The sequence below is a fragment of the Nonlabens tegetincola genome, from assembly GCF_002954355.1.
GTDB classification, from domain to species: Bacteria; Bacteroidota; Bacteroidia; order Flavobacteriales; family Flavobacteriaceae; genus Nonlabens; species Nonlabens tegetincola.
Genome location: NZ_MQVV01000016.1, coordinates 225,954 through 240,245, shown reverse-complemented (window position 1 = coordinate 240,245; position 14,292 = coordinate 225,954). Strand labels below are relative to the sequence as shown.

Genomic DNA, 14,292 nt, shown 5'->3' with positions numbered 1-14,292 from the left:
TCAATTCTATTGGTAAAATTATTAAGTCACTATAAATCAAATACATAATTCAGTGTTGTAGAATTGGATTATAGTAATTAAATAGAAATATCTCAAAAGAAGGAATAAATTATCAAGAATATGATAAAATTAAAACCATCGTTGCTGGAATTGCGTAAAGACTATATCGTTTTCGTTTAATTCTTAAAAAACAGCACATAAAAAAACCGCCTTTAAAAGGCGGTTTTTTTATGTGCATTTATGAAAATTTAAGCTAGTACTTGCTGTACTTTATCTGCAGCTTCTTGGAATTCAACTGCACTCTGTACGTCTAGTCCAGAGTTATCTATCAATTCCTTAGCGATTTCTGCGTTAGTACCTTGCAATCTTACGATGATAGGCACATTGATTTCATCACCCATATTTTTGTAAGCGTCAACAATTCCTTGTGCTACTCTATCACATCTTACAATACCACCAAAGATATTAACTAGGATAGCTTCTACTGCTGGATCTTTAAGAATAATTCTAAAAGCTTCCTCTACACGTTTAGCATCTGCAGTACCACCTACGTCAAGAAAGTTTGCTGGTTCTCCACCAGCCATTTTAATTAAGTCCATGGTAGCCATTGCTAGTCCAGCACCATTTACCATACAACCTACGTTACCATCAAGATCTACATAGTTAAGACCAACTGCTTTAGCTTCTACTTCGGTTGCATTTTCTTCACGAGTGTCTCGCATCTCTGCGATGTCTTTGTGACGATAAAGCGCGTTTTCATCAAGAGAAATTTTACAGTCTACAGCGATTATGCGGTCATCACTTGCTTTTAATACAGGGTTGATTTCAAATAAAGAAGAATCAGAACCTACATAGGCGTTGTAAAGAGCATTGACAAATTTTGTCATTTCTTTGAACGCTTTACCACTTAGACCTAGGTTAAAAGCTATTCTTCTAGCTTGGAAACCTTGTAAACCGTGAGCAGGATCAATAGTTTCAGTAAAAATTAAGTGTGGAGTTTCTTCAGCAACAGTTTCAATGTCCATTCCACCTTCTGTAGAATACATGATCATATTTTTACCAGCTGCACGATCTAATAAAACAGACATGTAAAACTCTTCTGGTTCACTGTCTCCAGGATAGTAAACATCTTCAGCTACAAGGACCTGGTGAACTCTTTTTCCTTCTGGCGGAGTTTGAGGAGTAACTAAGTCCATTCCTATAATTTGACCTGCAATTTCATTAACTTCATCTAAGTTTTTTGCAAGTTTAACTCCACCACCTTTACCGCGACCACCAGCGTGAACTTGTGCTTTAATTACATGCCATCCAGTTCCGGTTTCTTCGGTAAGTGCTTTTGCTGCTTCTACAGCTTCTGCAGCAGTAGTTGCTACTTTACCTCTTTGAACAGTTACACCGTATCCAGCGAGTATTTCTTTTCCTTGATATTCGTGAAGATTCATATATAGAATTTAATGTCAATTAATAATTTGTAGCAAAAATAAGAAATGAGCCTTAGAATTGATAGTATAATTTAGGCCTATTTTATTAAGGTTTTATCAAAGTACTTTGTTATTTGATCTACGCTTTCGCGAAAGCGTAATAAATACATCCCAATTTAAAAGATAAGTTTCTACTCCGTTGTAGTTATAACTTTTTCTACTCTTGCAAAACGATCACAGTTGCGCACCCAAAGTGCGGTGTTTTTTAAATCTTCTCTACCAGAAATATGATAAAAATTACAAGGAATTGTATCTGTATTTGATTTTGAAAAATCAACATTACCATATTTAAGAATAAGCTGGATACTTAAAGTGTCTAATTGTTCACTTTTAAGTAATTCTCTAACTTCTGGGGACAATCTTATAGATTTTTTACCTATATCATTTATCACTCTAGATTCGGGCATCCAAGTGCATTGAGTGCGTTTTCCTGTCCAAAAAAATAGTAGAAAGACCATTCCTATTGCAAATCCACTCATGTACAGTCCCCATCGTCTTATTTTTCTCATAACTTATTTAAAAGATGAGCAAATTTACATCGCTATGTGGTAAGTCATACCATTGTCCAACGGATTTATTTGTAAGAATACCGTGGTATAAATAAACGCTACATTTTAAACCTTTATCGGTTCGTAATGTGTGTTCAATGCCACCATCACCACCGATATTAAGAAGATAAGGTGTAAAGATATTACTTAGGGAGATCGTTGCTGTACGACTATATCTACTAGGTAAATTAGGTACACAATAATGTGTAATATTAAATTTATCATAGGTAGGCGAGGAGTGAGTTGTTAATTCACTGGTTTCAAAACATCCACCCATATCGATACTTGTATCAATGATTACAGCACCCGATTTCATATTTTCCACCATAGGCTGTGATACTACCACAGGTGTACGATCTTCACCACTTAATGCTCCAATAGCAACGTCACATCGACGCAAGGCTTTGGCTAAATATTTAGGTTGAATAGTGGACGTATAGATATGATTACCTACACGATCCTGAATTCTCCTCAAATTGGTAATGGAATTATCAAAAACCTTTATCGTGGCACCTAGACCTTGAGCTGTTCTTGCGGCAAATTCACCTATTACACCAGCTCCTAGAATTACAACGTCAACAGGAGGAACACCTGTAATATTACCAAATAACTGACCGGTTCTATTTGATCCAGTTGCTAGTAGCTCCGAAGCTATCAATACTGATGCAATTCCTGATATCTCCCTAAGCGCATTTACGGCTGTAAATCTTCCCGATTCATCGGTTATGAATTCGTAAGCAAGAGCTGTGATTTTTTTTGAGGCAAGTTTTTTGAAATATGCTTTACTTCTAGTTTTTAATTGAAGACCAGAAAACAAAGTTGCATTAGGCTTTAATAAGTCTATCTCATCTAAAGATGGTGGAGCAACTTTGAGGACCATGGGACAAGAAAAGACTTTATTTTTGTCTGATGTGATTTCTCCACCAGCATTTATGTAATCTTGATCGGTAAAATTACTTCCTAATCCTGCACCTTTTTCTATAATTATTTTATGTCCGTGTGCTGTAATTGCAGCAACAGCATCGGGAGTGAGACAAATCCTTCTTTCAATTTCTTGATTTTCTTTAGGTATACCTATGATTAAATCTCTACTAGTTCTAGTAATTTCTAATCGCTCCTCTTGAGGTATAAGTTGGTCTTTTGTAAAAGGTGTAGAGATATTAGACATATGATAAAAACTATTAGATCCACTTATCGGATGGCTTGTGCATTTCCTCGTCTAATTTAGAACCTTGTTCATCAAGTCTTGCTCTCACGATGTCTCTTGCTGTATAACTTAAAAAGATGGCACCTATAACTACGGGTACCATAAAATATAAGTCTCTTTGATCTACAAACTCAATAGATGGGTCTAATACAGTATATACTTGTATGGCATACATTCCCATAGGTATTAATATGGCATGATACCACCAATGTTTACAGGTTAAAAACCAAATTAAGGTTATTAAAAAAGGAAATAGTTTTTGAAAAAACACCCAAAGTGCAACATAGAGATCTCCTCCAAATGGTTCAGTAAGAGAGTTTACGAAATCTGAATCAACATAATCTTCTGCATCAACAAATTGATAGAAATGAAAAAGATAAGGTAGACTTGCAAGAAAGACGATAATGATATTACCACCTAATACCTTTCTTTTCTTATTGGTAGAGTTGTTGGACATTTATAGGTTTAATGACTAGTTGCTGCAAATTAGTCAAAAAAAGTAATTCAAAAAAAAATCGGTTACTTATTCAGTAACCGATTTTTTTATAAAAGAGTAGATAGTACTATAACCATCTTAAGTTTTCTCTGTTTAATACTTCACCTAGACGCTTCTTCTTGATTTCTTTAGAAGTTTTAGAAGTTTCTTCTTTAGCAGTATCTGGAGTGAACTGTACAGCTGCACCAGCTAATGATACTGTGAATAATGCTAAAAATGCGAAGGCTTGAATCTTTCTTGATTTCATAATGTAGGGTTTTAAATAGTTAGGTTTTCAATTAAGATGATTCAAATGTAGAATCACTTTATCGTGTAACCAAACTCCTACATGATAAAAAAGTTTAACGAAAGTAAAAAATCGTTATATAGTTTATGTGTTGCATATCGATAAAGTACAATTTATCTAAAGTTCAATTAAAATTTTTTAATATATGTTAAACGTTCTAGAGTTAAAATCTACAAAATTAATTGTAACTGTTTTAAAATCAGTTAATAAAGGCTTTGCTACCTGTGGCCATTCTATAAAATGAATACCTATTTTGTCGATATAATCTTCCATTCCTAGATCGAGCAACTCTTCTGTTTGGTTAATTCGGTACAGGTCATAATGAAAAATATCGCCGAATGGGCACTTATATTCGTTTACCAGTGAAAATGTCGGTGAAGATATCTCATCTTTCGATTTAAGTACTTTGCACAATTCTTTTATCAAAGTTGTTTTGCCTGAACCCATTTCTGCTTCAAAACAAATTATAATAGAACGATTAAAAACGGATTGTTCTATATTAAGGTCTCTTAATAGTTTTTTGGCAGCCTGGTTAACGGTATCTAAAGTATATGCGTATTCCATTATCTAGGTTCAAAAGTTGCTACTGGTATTAACATTTCTTCCATAGACACACCACCGTGTTGATATGTATTACGGTAATAACTCACGTAGTGATTGTAATTATTAGGGTAAGCAAAAAATAAATCTCCTTTGGCAAAAATGAAACTACTACTCATGTTGATCTTAGGAAGTTTTATAGTAGCTGGGTCTTGAGCTGCCAGAACATCTTTGTCTTCATATGTTAAACTACGACCTGTTTTGTATCTCAAATTCAAACTCGTATTCTTATCACCAATTACTTTACTAGGTGTTGTCACATTTATCGTACCGTGGTCAGTGGTTAGGATTAGTTTCATACCCAATTGCTGCGCACGTTGTATGATTTCTAGTAAAGGTGAATTTTTGAACCAACTTAAGGTTAAGGAACGGTATGCTTTGTCATTACTAGCTAGTTCTTTTATAACCTCCATTTCAGTTTTAGAATGAGAGAGCATATCGACGAAGTTGTAGACCACAACGGTAAGGTCGTTATCTTTTTGAGATTTAAAATTATCTGCAAGTTTTCTCCCGTTATTTTCGTTGGTGATTTTATGATATTGCCAACTTACATCTAATCTTAATCTTTTTAACTGAGCTTCTAGAAAGTCTGCCTCGTGCATATTTTTACCGCCTTCATCAGTATCATCTTTCCAATATTCTGGATGACGTTTCTTCATATCTTCAGGCATTAAACCACTAAATATGGCATTTCTAGCGTATTGAGTGGCTGTAGGTAAAATGGAGCAGTATGTTTCTTCTTGTTGTTTTTTATAATGATTGTTAACTAGCCCTTCAAAAGCTTTATATTGATCATACCTTAAATTGTCAATAACTACAAATAAAACCTGTTCCTTGTTTTTTAAAGAAGGGACAACCTTTTTCCTAAATAATTGATGACTTAATAAAGGAGCTTCTTCTTCATCTTCAAACCATTCTGGGTAATTACGATCGATAAATTTGCAAAACTGATGATTTGCTTCGGTCTTTTGAGCATTTAATATTTCTCTCATACCACTATCCTCAATATCCTCTAATTCTATTTCCCAATAAAGTAGTTTTTGATAAAGCTTTACCCATTCTTCATAGGAATTGATCATGGATAATTCCATTGATATTTTTTGAAACTCTTTTTGGTAATCACTAGTTGTTTTCTCATTAATCAACCTTGAGTGATCCAGATTCTTTTTTACCGACAGTAATATTTGATTAGGGTTCACAGGTTTGATAAGGTAGTCAGCAATTTTTGCTCCTATTGCTTCTTCCATGATGTATTCCTCTTCACTTTTAGTGATCATGATGACAGGAAGCTGTGATTGTTTTTCTTTTATCTCTGTAAGAGTTTCTAGCCCTGTAAGTCCAGGCATATTTTCATCAAGAAAAACAATATCATAGTTGTCCTCATCAATAGCTTCAATGGCCTCTGTGCCGCTCACGCGAGTATCAACTTTGTAACCTTTACTTTCTAAAAAGAGTATGTGAGGTTTTAATAAATCTACCTCGTCATCTACCCATAATATTTTGATATTATTCATACTAGTATCTTTGCTTTAAAATGCCTGTCGTTTGAAACAACAAAACAAACTTAAAATATTAAACGATCCTATCTATGGATTTATTTCTATTCCTAGTAGAGAGATCTTTCAGTTAATTGAGCATCCTTACTTTCAAAGGTTGCGTAGAATTACACAAATGGGATTAAGTTATCTGGTTTACCCAGGTGCTCATCACACTCGTTTCCATCATGCCTTGGGATGCATGCATCTCATGCAAAAAGCAGTCCAAGTATTACGATCTAAAGGTGTTGTGATTGATGATAAGGAAGAGGATGCTCTTTATAAAACCATTTTATTACATGATATTGGTCATGGACCATTCTCTCATGCTCTTGAATATAAGATCGTTAAAGGTGTTACTCACGAGCAGCTATCTTTAAATTTTATGCAAGCTCTTAACGAGGAGTTTAACGGTAGTTTAACGCTTGCTATTAAAATTTTTAAAGGAGAGTATCATCGACCGTTTATGTTACAATTAATTTCTAGTCAATTAGATATGGATCGACTGGATTACCTTAAACGAGACAGTTTTTATACAGGAGTTGCAGAAGGAAATATAAACAGTACTAGGCTTATCGCGATGCTTAATGTTGTTAATGATGAGCTTGTAGTAGAAGAAAAGGGTATTTATAGCATAGAGCATTTTTTGACTTCGCGCAGGCTTATGTACTGGCAAGTGTATTTACATAAAACAGGGATCGCTGCCGAGCATTTATTACAATCTTTTTTCAAGCGATTAGTTGAATTGTATGAGTCCAAAGTTGCCGTTGCATTACCAGACCGTATCGAGTACTTTATTACTAGAGAAAATTTTGATCAGGCTAGTGCTCATGATTTAAAGATGTTTGCAAGGTTAGATGATACTGATGTTTTTACTGCGCTTAAAATGAATGTCGATCATGAGGACTTTGTGCTCAGGGAATTAAGTAATATGCTTCTTAATAGACAATTACTCAAAGTCAAGTTTAGAGATGCTCCTGTTTCAGAAAAGAAATTGAATAGTAAAATAATTCAACTTCAAAAGCAATATAAATTGTCTGAGGATCAGGCTAGTTATTTCGTTTTTCAAGGAGTGGTTAAGCATACCGCTTTCGCGAAAGCGAACCCTATTAAAATTCTCACCAAAACAGGAAAGGTTAAGGAATTACTTAAAGTAACTAAAGAAGATAGTTTCAAAGCTCTTACCAAAGTTGCTCAAAAACATTACTACTGTCATCCTAAATTAAAGGATAATTCATAGTATTTTTTTGTTTTATTGTGGATAACACAATATGAGTATGTTGTTGCTACGGGATTAATATTACATTAGTTTACTTATTTTTGCCACAATGAAGTTTACAGTCCAACAAATAGCTGACATTCTAGAAGGAATCGTAGATGGAGATGAACAACTAGAATTAAGTAAATTATCCAAGATAGAGGAAGGAGAAAAAGGAAGCTTGTCCTTTTTATCAAATCCTAAATACACTCCTTATATATATAACACACAAGCCAGTGCTGTTATCGTGAATAAAGACTTCCTGCCAGAACAGCCGGTAGACACCACACTCATTAAGGTTGAAGATAGTTATAAGGCTTTTTCAAAATTGCTTGAATATTACCAAATGGCCAAAATGAGTAAAACAGGTATAGAACAACCTAGTTTTATTCATGAAACGGCACAACTAGGTGATGATGTCTATATAGGTGCTTTTGCTTACATAGGTGAGAATGTAAAAATAGGTGATGGAGTAAAGATTTTTCCGCAATCACATATAGGTGACAACGTTACAATAGGTGATCATTCTGTAATTTTCTCGTCGGCTCAAGTATTATCAGATTGTGTAATCGGTAATCGAGTAGTTATCAATTCTGGTTGTGTGATAGGAGCCGATGGTTTTGGTTTTTCACCTAATCCTGATGGTACTTATAGTAAGGTACCACAAACAGGAAATGTAATTATTGAAGATCATGTTGATGTAGGTGCTCTTTCAACTATTGATAGGGCTACTCTAGGTAGTACTATAATAAGGAAAGGAGCCAAGTTGGATAACCAAATTCAAATAGCTCACAATGTAGAGATAGGTGAAAATACGGTTATTGCAGCCCAAACGGGCGTTGCAGGTTCTACCAAGGTAGGTAAAAATTGCAGGATAGGTGGTCAAGTAGGAATAGTAGGGCATATCACAATAGGTGATAATGTCGGTATCCAAGCTCAAAGTGGAGTAGGGAGAAATATAAAATCAAATTCAAATATACAAGGATCGCCAGCCTTTGATTACGGTGATTGGAATCGTTCCTATGTGTATTTCAAAAATTTGCCAAAAATCGAAAAACGCATTACTGACCTAGAAAAACGTTAGTCATTATGACTGTCACAGACATTAATCAAACAACAATCGACCGTGAGGTCACCTTATCTGGTGTAGGATTACATACAGGTAAAGAAGTAACTCTAGTATTTAAACCAGCTCCGGCAGATCATGGTTATGCCTTTCAAAGAGTTGATCTTGAAGGAGAACCAGTTATTGAAGCGCTAGCTGCTTATGTAACTGATACTAAAAGAGGAACAACCCTTGATAAACGAGGAGTGCAAATCAATACTTGTGAGCATGTACTTGCTGCCCTTGTAGGACTGGAAATAGACAATTGTCTTATAGAAATCAATAGTAGTGAACCACCAATTATGGATGGATCCTCTAAGTTTTTTATTGAAGCTCTTGAAAAGGCTGGTATCAAGGAATTAGATGCAAAGCGTCAGGAATTTGTAGTCAAGGAAATCATTTCTTACAAAGATGAGGAAACAGGTAGCGAGATTATTTTGATGCCTTCCGATAAATACCAAGTAACCACAATGGTTGATTTTGGTACTAAAGTATTAGGTACTCAAAATGCTACTCTTGAAAAATTATCAGATTTTAAATCAGAAATATCAGAAGCAAGAACCTTTAGCTTTTTACATGAATTAGAGATGTTGCTGGATCACGGACTTATTCAAGGTGGTGATCTTAATAATGCGATAGTTTATGTAGATAAAGAGATTTCTGAGAAAACTATGAACAGCTTAAAAAAAGCGTTCAACAAGGAAAATATAAGTGTAAAACCTAATGGTATTTTAGATAACCTAGAGTTACATCACCCTAATGAGGCAGCACGGCATAAATTATTAGATGTAATCGGTGATCTTGCTTTAATAGGTTATAGAATACGCGGTAAAGTTATTGCAACAAAACCAGGTCACTTTGTAAACACTCAATTTGCAAAGAAAATGGCCAAGATTATAAAAAAGGATATTCGAGAAAATGTGCCTGATATTGATGTCAATCAAACACCACTTATGGACGTCAATCAAATTATGGCTATGTTACCTCACCGTCCACCATTCTTGTTGGTAGATAAAATTTTCACCTTGACTGATAGTCAGGTAATCGGACTCAAGAATGTGACTATGAATGAACCATTTTTTGTAGGCCACTTTCCTGGACAACCGGTTATGCCAGGTGTTCTTATAGTAGAGGCAATGGCTCAAAATGGTGGTATATTAGTTCTAAGCACCGTTCCAGATCCTGAAAACTACCTCACTTTCTTTATGAAAATCGATAACGTTAAATTTAAACGTAAAGTAGTACCTGGAGATACCTTAATATTTAAATGTGATCTAATCACTCCTATAAGAAGAGGAATTGCTCACATGCAAGCATATGCTTATGCAAACGGCGTTTTATGTGCCGAAGCAGAGCTTATGGCTCAAATTTCAAAAGAAAAATAAATGAATCAACCTTTAGCATACGTACATCCAGGAGCAAAAATTGCAAAAAATGTAGTCATTGAACCATTTGCTACTATTCATAACAATGTAGTAATAGGTGAAGGTTCCTGGATTGGATCAAACGTTACTATCATGGAAGGTGCCCGCATAGGTAAAAATGTAAGCATTTTTCCAGGAGCAGTTATATCTGCAATACCGCAGGATAAGAAGTTTGAAGATGAAGAAACTACCACTGTCATAGGAGATGGTACTACCATTAGAGAATGCGTAACGATTAACCGTGGTACTAGTGATAAAATGAAAACTATCATTGGTAAAAATTGTTGGATTATGGCTTATTGCCATATTGCACATGATTGTGTTGTAGGAGATAATTGTATTTTCTCAAATAACAGTACACTCGCAGGTCATATAACCGTAGGAGATCACGTGGTGCTTGCGGGAATGGCGGCCGTTCAACAATTCTGTCAAATAGGGAATCATGCATTTGTTACCGGTGGATCGTTGGTGCGTAAAGATGTACCACCATACGTTAAAGCAGGTAGAGAACCTCTAAGTTATGTAGGTATTAATTCGGTAGGATTAAGAAGACGAGGTTTTGAACTAGAAAAAATACGAGAGATTCAAGATATCTATCGCATTTTATATCAAAAGAACTATAACGTTTCACAAGCGGTTCAAATTATCGAGGCAGAAATGAGCGCTTCAAACGAGCGTGATGAAATTATAGAATTTATTAAAAACTCTAAGCGAGGTATCATGAGAGGATACGTGCGCAACAATTAAGAATATATGGCAAATACAAGCGACATTAGAAAAGGATTATGTATACGTTATAATCACGATATATACAAAATCATTGAATTTTTACACGTAAAACCTGGTAAAGGACCAGCATTTGTAAGAACAAAACTTAAAAGTGTAACTACTGGTAAGGTTATCGATAATACCTTTTCTGCAGGTCATAAAATTGATGAAATCCGTGTTGAAACTCATACATTCCAGTATTTGTATAATGATGGTGAAGCCTACCACTTTATGAATACTGATACCTATGAGCAAATCCAGCTACCTGAAAGTAGTCTAGATGCTCCTGGTCTTCTTAAGGAAGGTGAAAATGTGAAAATTCAAATTAATACAGAGGACGACTCACCACTTTCAGTTGATATGCCTCAATATGTAATATTAGAAGTTACAGCGACAGAGCCTGGTGTAAAAGGTAACACAGCAACAAACGCTACAAAACCAGCTACCGTAGAAACAGGTGAACGAGTAATGGTTCCTTTATTTATTAATGAAGGTGATAAGATAAGAATCGATACAGAAAAAGGAGCTTATCACGAGCGTATCAAGGAATAGGTGAAATTCAATCAAACTCATAGACTAGATTTTATTGCTGACCTGATCAAATGTGAATTTGTTGGGCCAGCAGACTTTCCTGTAACAGGAATGAACGAGATTCATGTTGTTACTCCAGGAGATATTGTATTTGTTGATCATCCTAAGTATTACGATAAGGCATTAAACAGTGCAGCCACCATTGTTTTAATAAACAAAAAAGTGGATTGTCCAGATGGAAAAGCCTTACTAATATCAGACGATCCTTTTAGGGATTTCAATAAGTTGACTCAACATTTTGTTCCTTTTAGCGCTTTCGCGAAAGCGAACTCAACAATAGCCACCACGGCATTAATTCATCCCACAGCTAGCCTAGGAAATGAGGTTGTCGTAGGTGAAAATACGGTTATACATGCCAACGTATCGATAGGCGATCGTTGTATCATAGGTGATAATGTTATTATACATGCTGGTACAGTTTTAGGCGGAGATGCTTTTTATTATAAAAGGAGAGAAGCTGGATATGACAAACTATTGAGTAACGGTAGAGTAGTCATTGAAGATCAAGTTGAAATAGGTGCTTTGTGTACGATTGATAGAGGTGCCTCTGGCGATACTACTATTGGTTATGGGTCAAAGTTGGATAATCAGGTTCATATAGGACATGATACCGTTTTGGGTAGACATGTACTTATAGCCAGTCAAGTAGGAATTGCGGGCTGTGTAATCATTGAGGACAACGTAAAATTATGGGGTCAGGTAGGTGTGCGCAGCGATGTTAAACTAGGAGAAGGTTGTGAGGTTATGGCACAAAGTGGAGTGTCTAAAGATATTCAACCAGGCGAGGCCGTATTTGGTTCACCAGCAATTAATGCAAAAGAAAAGTTCAAAGAGTTGGCTGCCCTAAGAATGTTGCCTAATTTAGTCAAAAAATTATAAGAAGTGTCAGCAAAAAAAATAGTTCAATCGTTTTTAGATTCTCAGGTATTTGTAGATAGTTCACAATTCCCAGAATTTTTTCATAAAGATTTAAAAGTATACTGGCATTCCAGTTCAGGATTCAATGTGTTCGATTATCAATCTTACCTAGACTTGTACAAGTCAAATACGGATAATTACGAGGTTATGAGAACTGATGTTACTCATATTCTTGCAAATAATAAAAGCGAAGTTGCTGCGCGATTCACACTTTACGTGCGTACCTTTGAAAATCCTAATGAAGAAATGCCAATAGGCTATTTTATTAGTATTTTTAAAGTTCAAGATGACAGAATTATTGAAGCGCATCATTCTAGTCATCCTAGTGAAAAAGAAAGTTAATTTAATAAGTATAAATACATATAAATGAGTGTTTTAGTAAATAAGGATTCAAATATTATAGTTCAAGGATTTACTGGTAGTGAAGGTACTTTTCATGCTGGTCAAATGATTGAATACGGTACAAACGTTGTAGGTGGAGTTACTCCAGGTAAAGGTGGTCAAGAACACCTAGGTAAGCCAGTTTTTAATACGGTTAAAGAGGCTGTTGAAAAGGTAAACGCCGATACAACAATTATTTTTGTTCCACCAGCATTTGCTGCTGATGCTATTAAGGAAGCTGCTGACGCAGGTATCAAAGTAATCATTACTATTACTGAAGGTATTCCTGTGGCAGATATGGTAAAAGCTGCTGATTATATCAAGGATAAGGACTGTAGATTAGTTGGTCCTAACTGTCCTGGTGTAATTACTCCAGGTGAGGCAAAAGTTGGTATTATGCCAGGTTTTGTATTTAAAGAAGGTAAAGTAGGAATTGTATCAAAATCTGGAACACTTACTTATGAAGCTTCTGACCAGGTTGTAAAACAAGGTTATGGTATTTCTACAGCAATAGGAATTGGTGGTGATCCAATTATTGGAACGACTACAAAGGAAGCCGTTGAATTATTTATGAATGACCCAGAAACTGAGGCTATCGTAATGATAGGTGAAATAGGTGGTCAGTTAGAAGCTGATGCTGCTAGATGGATTAAAGAAACAGGTAACAAAAAACCAGTTGTTGGTTTTATCGCAGGTGAAACTGCTCCTGCTGGACGTACAATGGGTCACGCAGGTGCTATTGTAGGTGGATCTGAAGATACTGCTCAAGCTAAGAAAGCAATTATGAGAGAATGTGGTATTCACGTTGTTGATTCTCCAGCAGAGATAGGTAAAAAAGTTGCCGAAGTTCTAGGAAAATAATTATAGATTTTCTTAAAACTCAATGGAACACACTGTGTTCCATTGAGTTTTATTTTTATAAATACCAAAACTTATGAAATTACTGGAAGGAAAAAATGTAATCATCACTGGCGCAAGCCGTGGAATAGGTAAAGGGATTGCACGTGTTTTTGCAGAAAATGGTGCCAATGTTGCTTTTACCTACGCAAGTTCTGAAGCACCTGCTCTAGAATTAGAAAAAGAGTTAACTGACCTAGGAGTTAAAGCAAAAGCTTATAAGAGTAACGCTGCAGACTTCAATCAAGCTCAGGAACTCATAGAAGCGGTCTCAAATGATTTTGATACTATAGATGTATTGATAAATAATGCTGGGATAACCAAGGATAATTTACTTATGCGTATAAGTGAAGAGGATTTTGACAAGGTGATTGAAGTAAACTTAAAGTCTGTTTTTAACATGACTAAAGCTGTACAACGTACCATGTTAAAACAACGTAAGGGAAGCATTATCAATATGAGCAGCGTGGTTGGTGTTAAAGGTAATGCAGGACAAACCAATTATGCCGCATCAAAAGCTGGTATCTTAGGTTTTACAAAATCTGTTGCTCTGGAATTGGGATCTCGTAATATACGTTGTAATGCCATTGCTCCAGGTTTTATCGAAACTGAAATGACCGGTGCTCTAGATGAGAAAACGGTACAAGGATGGAGAGACGGAATTCCTCTTAAAAGAGGTGGTACTCCAGAAGATGTGGCAAATGCATGTGTATTTCTAGCTAGTGATTTATCTGCTTACATTACTGGTCAAGTACTTAATGTTGATGGTGGAATGTTAACTTAAACCATTAATTATC

General features: G+C 35.4%; 16 protein-coding genes. 9 read left to right on the top strand and 7 right to left on the bottom strand.

Going from position 1 to position 14,292, the window contains the following annotated elements; all coding sequences use genetic code 11:
• Nucleotides 1-248 precede the first annotated feature (248 nt).
• The 7 genes from sucC to porX form a co-directional block, all read right to left on the bottom strand.
• Nucleotides 249-1,442, bottom strand: coding sequence for an ADP-forming succinate--CoA ligase subunit beta (gene sucC / locus BST93_RS10525; protein ID WP_060522378.1), 1,194 nt, complete (start codon nucleotides 1,440-1,442; stop codon nucleotides 249-251).
• 170 nt (nucleotides 1,443-1,612) lie between these two features.
• Nucleotides 1,613-1,990 carry a hypothetical protein gene (locus BST93_RS10520; RefSeq protein WP_105019142.1) on the bottom strand — a complete coding sequence of 126 codons (378 nt, stop codon included), beginning with the start codon at nucleotides 1,988-1,990 and terminating at the stop codon, nucleotides 1,613-1,615.
• 7 nt (nucleotides 1,991-1,997) lie between these two features.
• Entirely contained in the window at nucleotides 1,998-3,197 is a 1,200-nt protein-coding gene (locus tag BST93_RS10515; RefSeq protein WP_105019141.1) for an alanine dehydrogenase, read from the bottom strand.
• Between the two features lie 13 nt (nucleotides 3,198-3,210).
• A complete protein-coding gene (locus BST93_RS10510) occupies nucleotides 3,211-3,693 on the bottom strand; it encodes a hypothetical protein (RefSeq protein WP_042279246.1) in 483 nt (160 codons plus the stop codon).
• Between the two features lie 106 nt (nucleotides 3,694-3,799).
• The gene (locus BST93_RS10505; RefSeq protein WP_042279245.1) at nucleotides 3,800-3,979 is read right to left on the bottom strand and encodes a hypothetical protein; all 180 of its coding nucleotides are present in this window, start codon (nucleotides 3,977-3,979) and stop codon (nucleotides 3,800-3,802) included.
• A 177-nt stretch (nucleotides 3,980-4,156) separates the two neighbouring features.
• Nucleotides 4,157-4,582, bottom strand: coding sequence for a tRNA (adenosine(37)-N6)-threonylcarbamoyltransferase complex ATPase subunit type 1 TsaE (gene tsaE / locus BST93_RS10500; RefSeq protein ID WP_105019140.1), 426 nt, complete (start codon nucleotides 4,580-4,582; stop codon nucleotides 4,157-4,159).
• Entirely contained in the window at nucleotides 4,582-6,132 is a 1,551-nt protein-coding gene (porX, locus tag BST93_RS10495) for a T9SS response regulator signal transducer PorX (protein WP_105019139.1), read from the bottom strand. The genes tsaE and porX overlap by 1 nt, the downstream gene beginning before the upstream one ends.
• Before the next feature lie 31 nt (nucleotides 6,133-6,163).
• On the opposite strand from porX, the gene BST93_RS10490 reads away from it, so the two are divergent.
• The 9 genes from BST93_RS10490 to fabG all read left to right on the top strand — a co-directional run bounded on the left by BST93_RS10490 (nucleotide 6,164) and on the right by fabG (nucleotide 14,279).
• Nucleotides 6,164-7,393 carry an HD domain-containing protein gene (locus BST93_RS10490; RefSeq protein ID WP_105019138.1) on the top strand — a complete coding sequence of 410 codons (1,230 nt, stop codon included), beginning with the start codon at nucleotides 6,164-6,166 and terminating at the stop codon, nucleotides 7,391-7,393.
• Nucleotides 7,394-7,481: 88 nt separating this feature from the next.
• Nucleotides 7,482-8,495: a UDP-3-O-(3-hydroxymyristoyl)glucosamine N-acyltransferase gene (gene lpxD, locus BST93_RS10485; protein WP_105019137.1), complete on the top strand. Its 1,014-nt coding sequence runs from the start codon at nucleotides 7,482-7,484 to the stop codon at nucleotides 8,493-8,495.
• 5 nt (nucleotides 8,496-8,500) lie between these two features.
• Complete coding sequence (locus BST93_RS10480; RefSeq protein ID WP_042279234.1) at nucleotides 8,501-9,901, top strand: bifunctional UDP-3-O-[3-hydroxymyristoyl] N-acetylglucosamine deacetylase/3-hydroxyacyl-ACP dehydratase; 1,401 nt, start codon at nucleotides 8,501-8,503, stop codon at nucleotides 9,899-9,901.
• A complete protein-coding gene (gene lpxA, locus BST93_RS10475; RefSeq protein WP_042279232.1) occupies nucleotides 9,902-10,687 on the top strand; it encodes an acyl-ACP--UDP-N-acetylglucosamine O-acyltransferase in 786 nt (261 codons plus the stop codon). It abuts the gene before it with no gap.
• 6 nt (nucleotides 10,688-10,693) lie between these two features.
• Nucleotides 10,694-11,260, top strand: a complete 567-nt coding sequence (gene efp / locus BST93_RS10470; protein ID WP_060522383.1) for an elongation factor P — start codon at nucleotides 10,694-10,696, stop codon at nucleotides 11,258-11,260.
• Nucleotides 11,261-12,178, top strand: a complete 918-nt coding sequence (locus tag BST93_RS10465; RefSeq protein WP_105019136.1) for a UDP-3-O-(3-hydroxymyristoyl)glucosamine N-acyltransferase — start codon at nucleotides 11,261-11,263, stop codon at nucleotides 12,176-12,178. It begins immediately after the preceding gene.
• 3 nt (nucleotides 12,179-12,181) lie between these two features.
• Entirely contained in the window at nucleotides 12,182-12,559 is a 378-nt protein-coding gene (locus BST93_RS10460; RefSeq protein ID WP_060522385.1) for a hypothetical protein, read from the top strand.
• A 24-nt stretch (nucleotides 12,560-12,583) separates the two neighbouring features.
• Nucleotides 12,584-13,459 carry a succinate--CoA ligase subunit alpha gene (gene sucD, locus BST93_RS10455; protein WP_060522386.1) on the top strand — a complete coding sequence of 292 codons (876 nt, stop codon included), beginning with the start codon at nucleotides 12,584-12,586 and terminating at the stop codon, nucleotides 13,457-13,459.
• A 73-nt stretch (nucleotides 13,460-13,532) separates the two neighbouring features.
• A complete protein-coding gene (gene fabG, locus BST93_RS10450; protein WP_042279226.1) occupies nucleotides 13,533-14,279 on the top strand; it encodes a 3-oxoacyl-[acyl-carrier-protein] reductase in 747 nt (248 codons plus the stop codon).
• Nucleotides 14,280-14,292 lie beyond the last annotated feature (13 nt).

What these genes read in the sequence shown, in the direction of transcription:
- sucC (WP_060522378.1), bottom strand. Translation starts at nt 1,442, where the DNA reads ATGAATCTTCACGAATATCAAGGAAAAGAAATACTCGCTGGATACGGT.
- BST93_RS10520 (WP_105019142.1), bottom strand. Translation starts at nt 1,990, where the DNA reads ATGAGAAAAATAAGACGATGGGGACTGTACATGAGTGGATTTGCAATA.
- BST93_RS10515 (WP_105019141.1), bottom strand. Translation starts at nt 3,197, where the DNA reads ATGTCTAATATCTCTACACCTTTTACAAAAGACCAACTTATACCTCAA.
- BST93_RS10510 (WP_042279246.1), bottom strand. Translation starts at nt 3,693, where the DNA reads ATGTCCAACAACTCTACCAATAAGAAAAGAAAGGTATTAGGTGGTAAT.
- BST93_RS10505 (WP_042279245.1), bottom strand. Translation starts at nt 3,979, where the DNA reads ATGAAATCAAGAAAGATTCAAGCCTTCGCATTTTTAGCATTATTCACA.
- tsaE (WP_105019140.1), bottom strand. Translation starts at nt 4,582, where the DNA reads ATGGAATACGCATATACTTTAGATACCGTTAACCAGGCTGCCAAAAAA.
- porX (WP_105019139.1), bottom strand. Translation starts at nt 6,132, where the DNA reads ATGAATAATATCAAAATATTATGGGTAGATGACGAGGTAGATTTATTA.
- lpxD (WP_105019137.1), top strand. Translation starts at nt 7,482, where the DNA reads ATGAAGTTTACAGTCCAACAAATAGCTGACATTCTAGAAGGAATCGTA.
- BST93_RS10480 (WP_042279234.1), top strand. Translation starts at nt 8,501, where the DNA reads ATGACTGTCACAGACATTAATCAAACAACAATCGACCGTGAGGTCACC.
- lpxA (WP_042279232.1), top strand. Translation starts at nt 9,902, where the DNA reads ATGAATCAACCTTTAGCATACGTACATCCAGGAGCAAAAATTGCAAAA.
- efp (WP_060522383.1), top strand. Translation starts at nt 10,694, where the DNA reads ATGGCAAATACAAGCGACATTAGAAAAGGATTATGTATACGTTATAAT.
- sucD (WP_060522386.1), top strand. Translation starts at nt 12,584, where the DNA reads ATGAGTGTTTTAGTAAATAAGGATTCAAATATTATAGTTCAAGGATTT.
- fabG (WP_042279226.1), top strand. Translation starts at nt 13,533, where the DNA reads ATGAAATTACTGGAAGGAAAAAATGTAATCATCACTGGCGCAAGCCGT.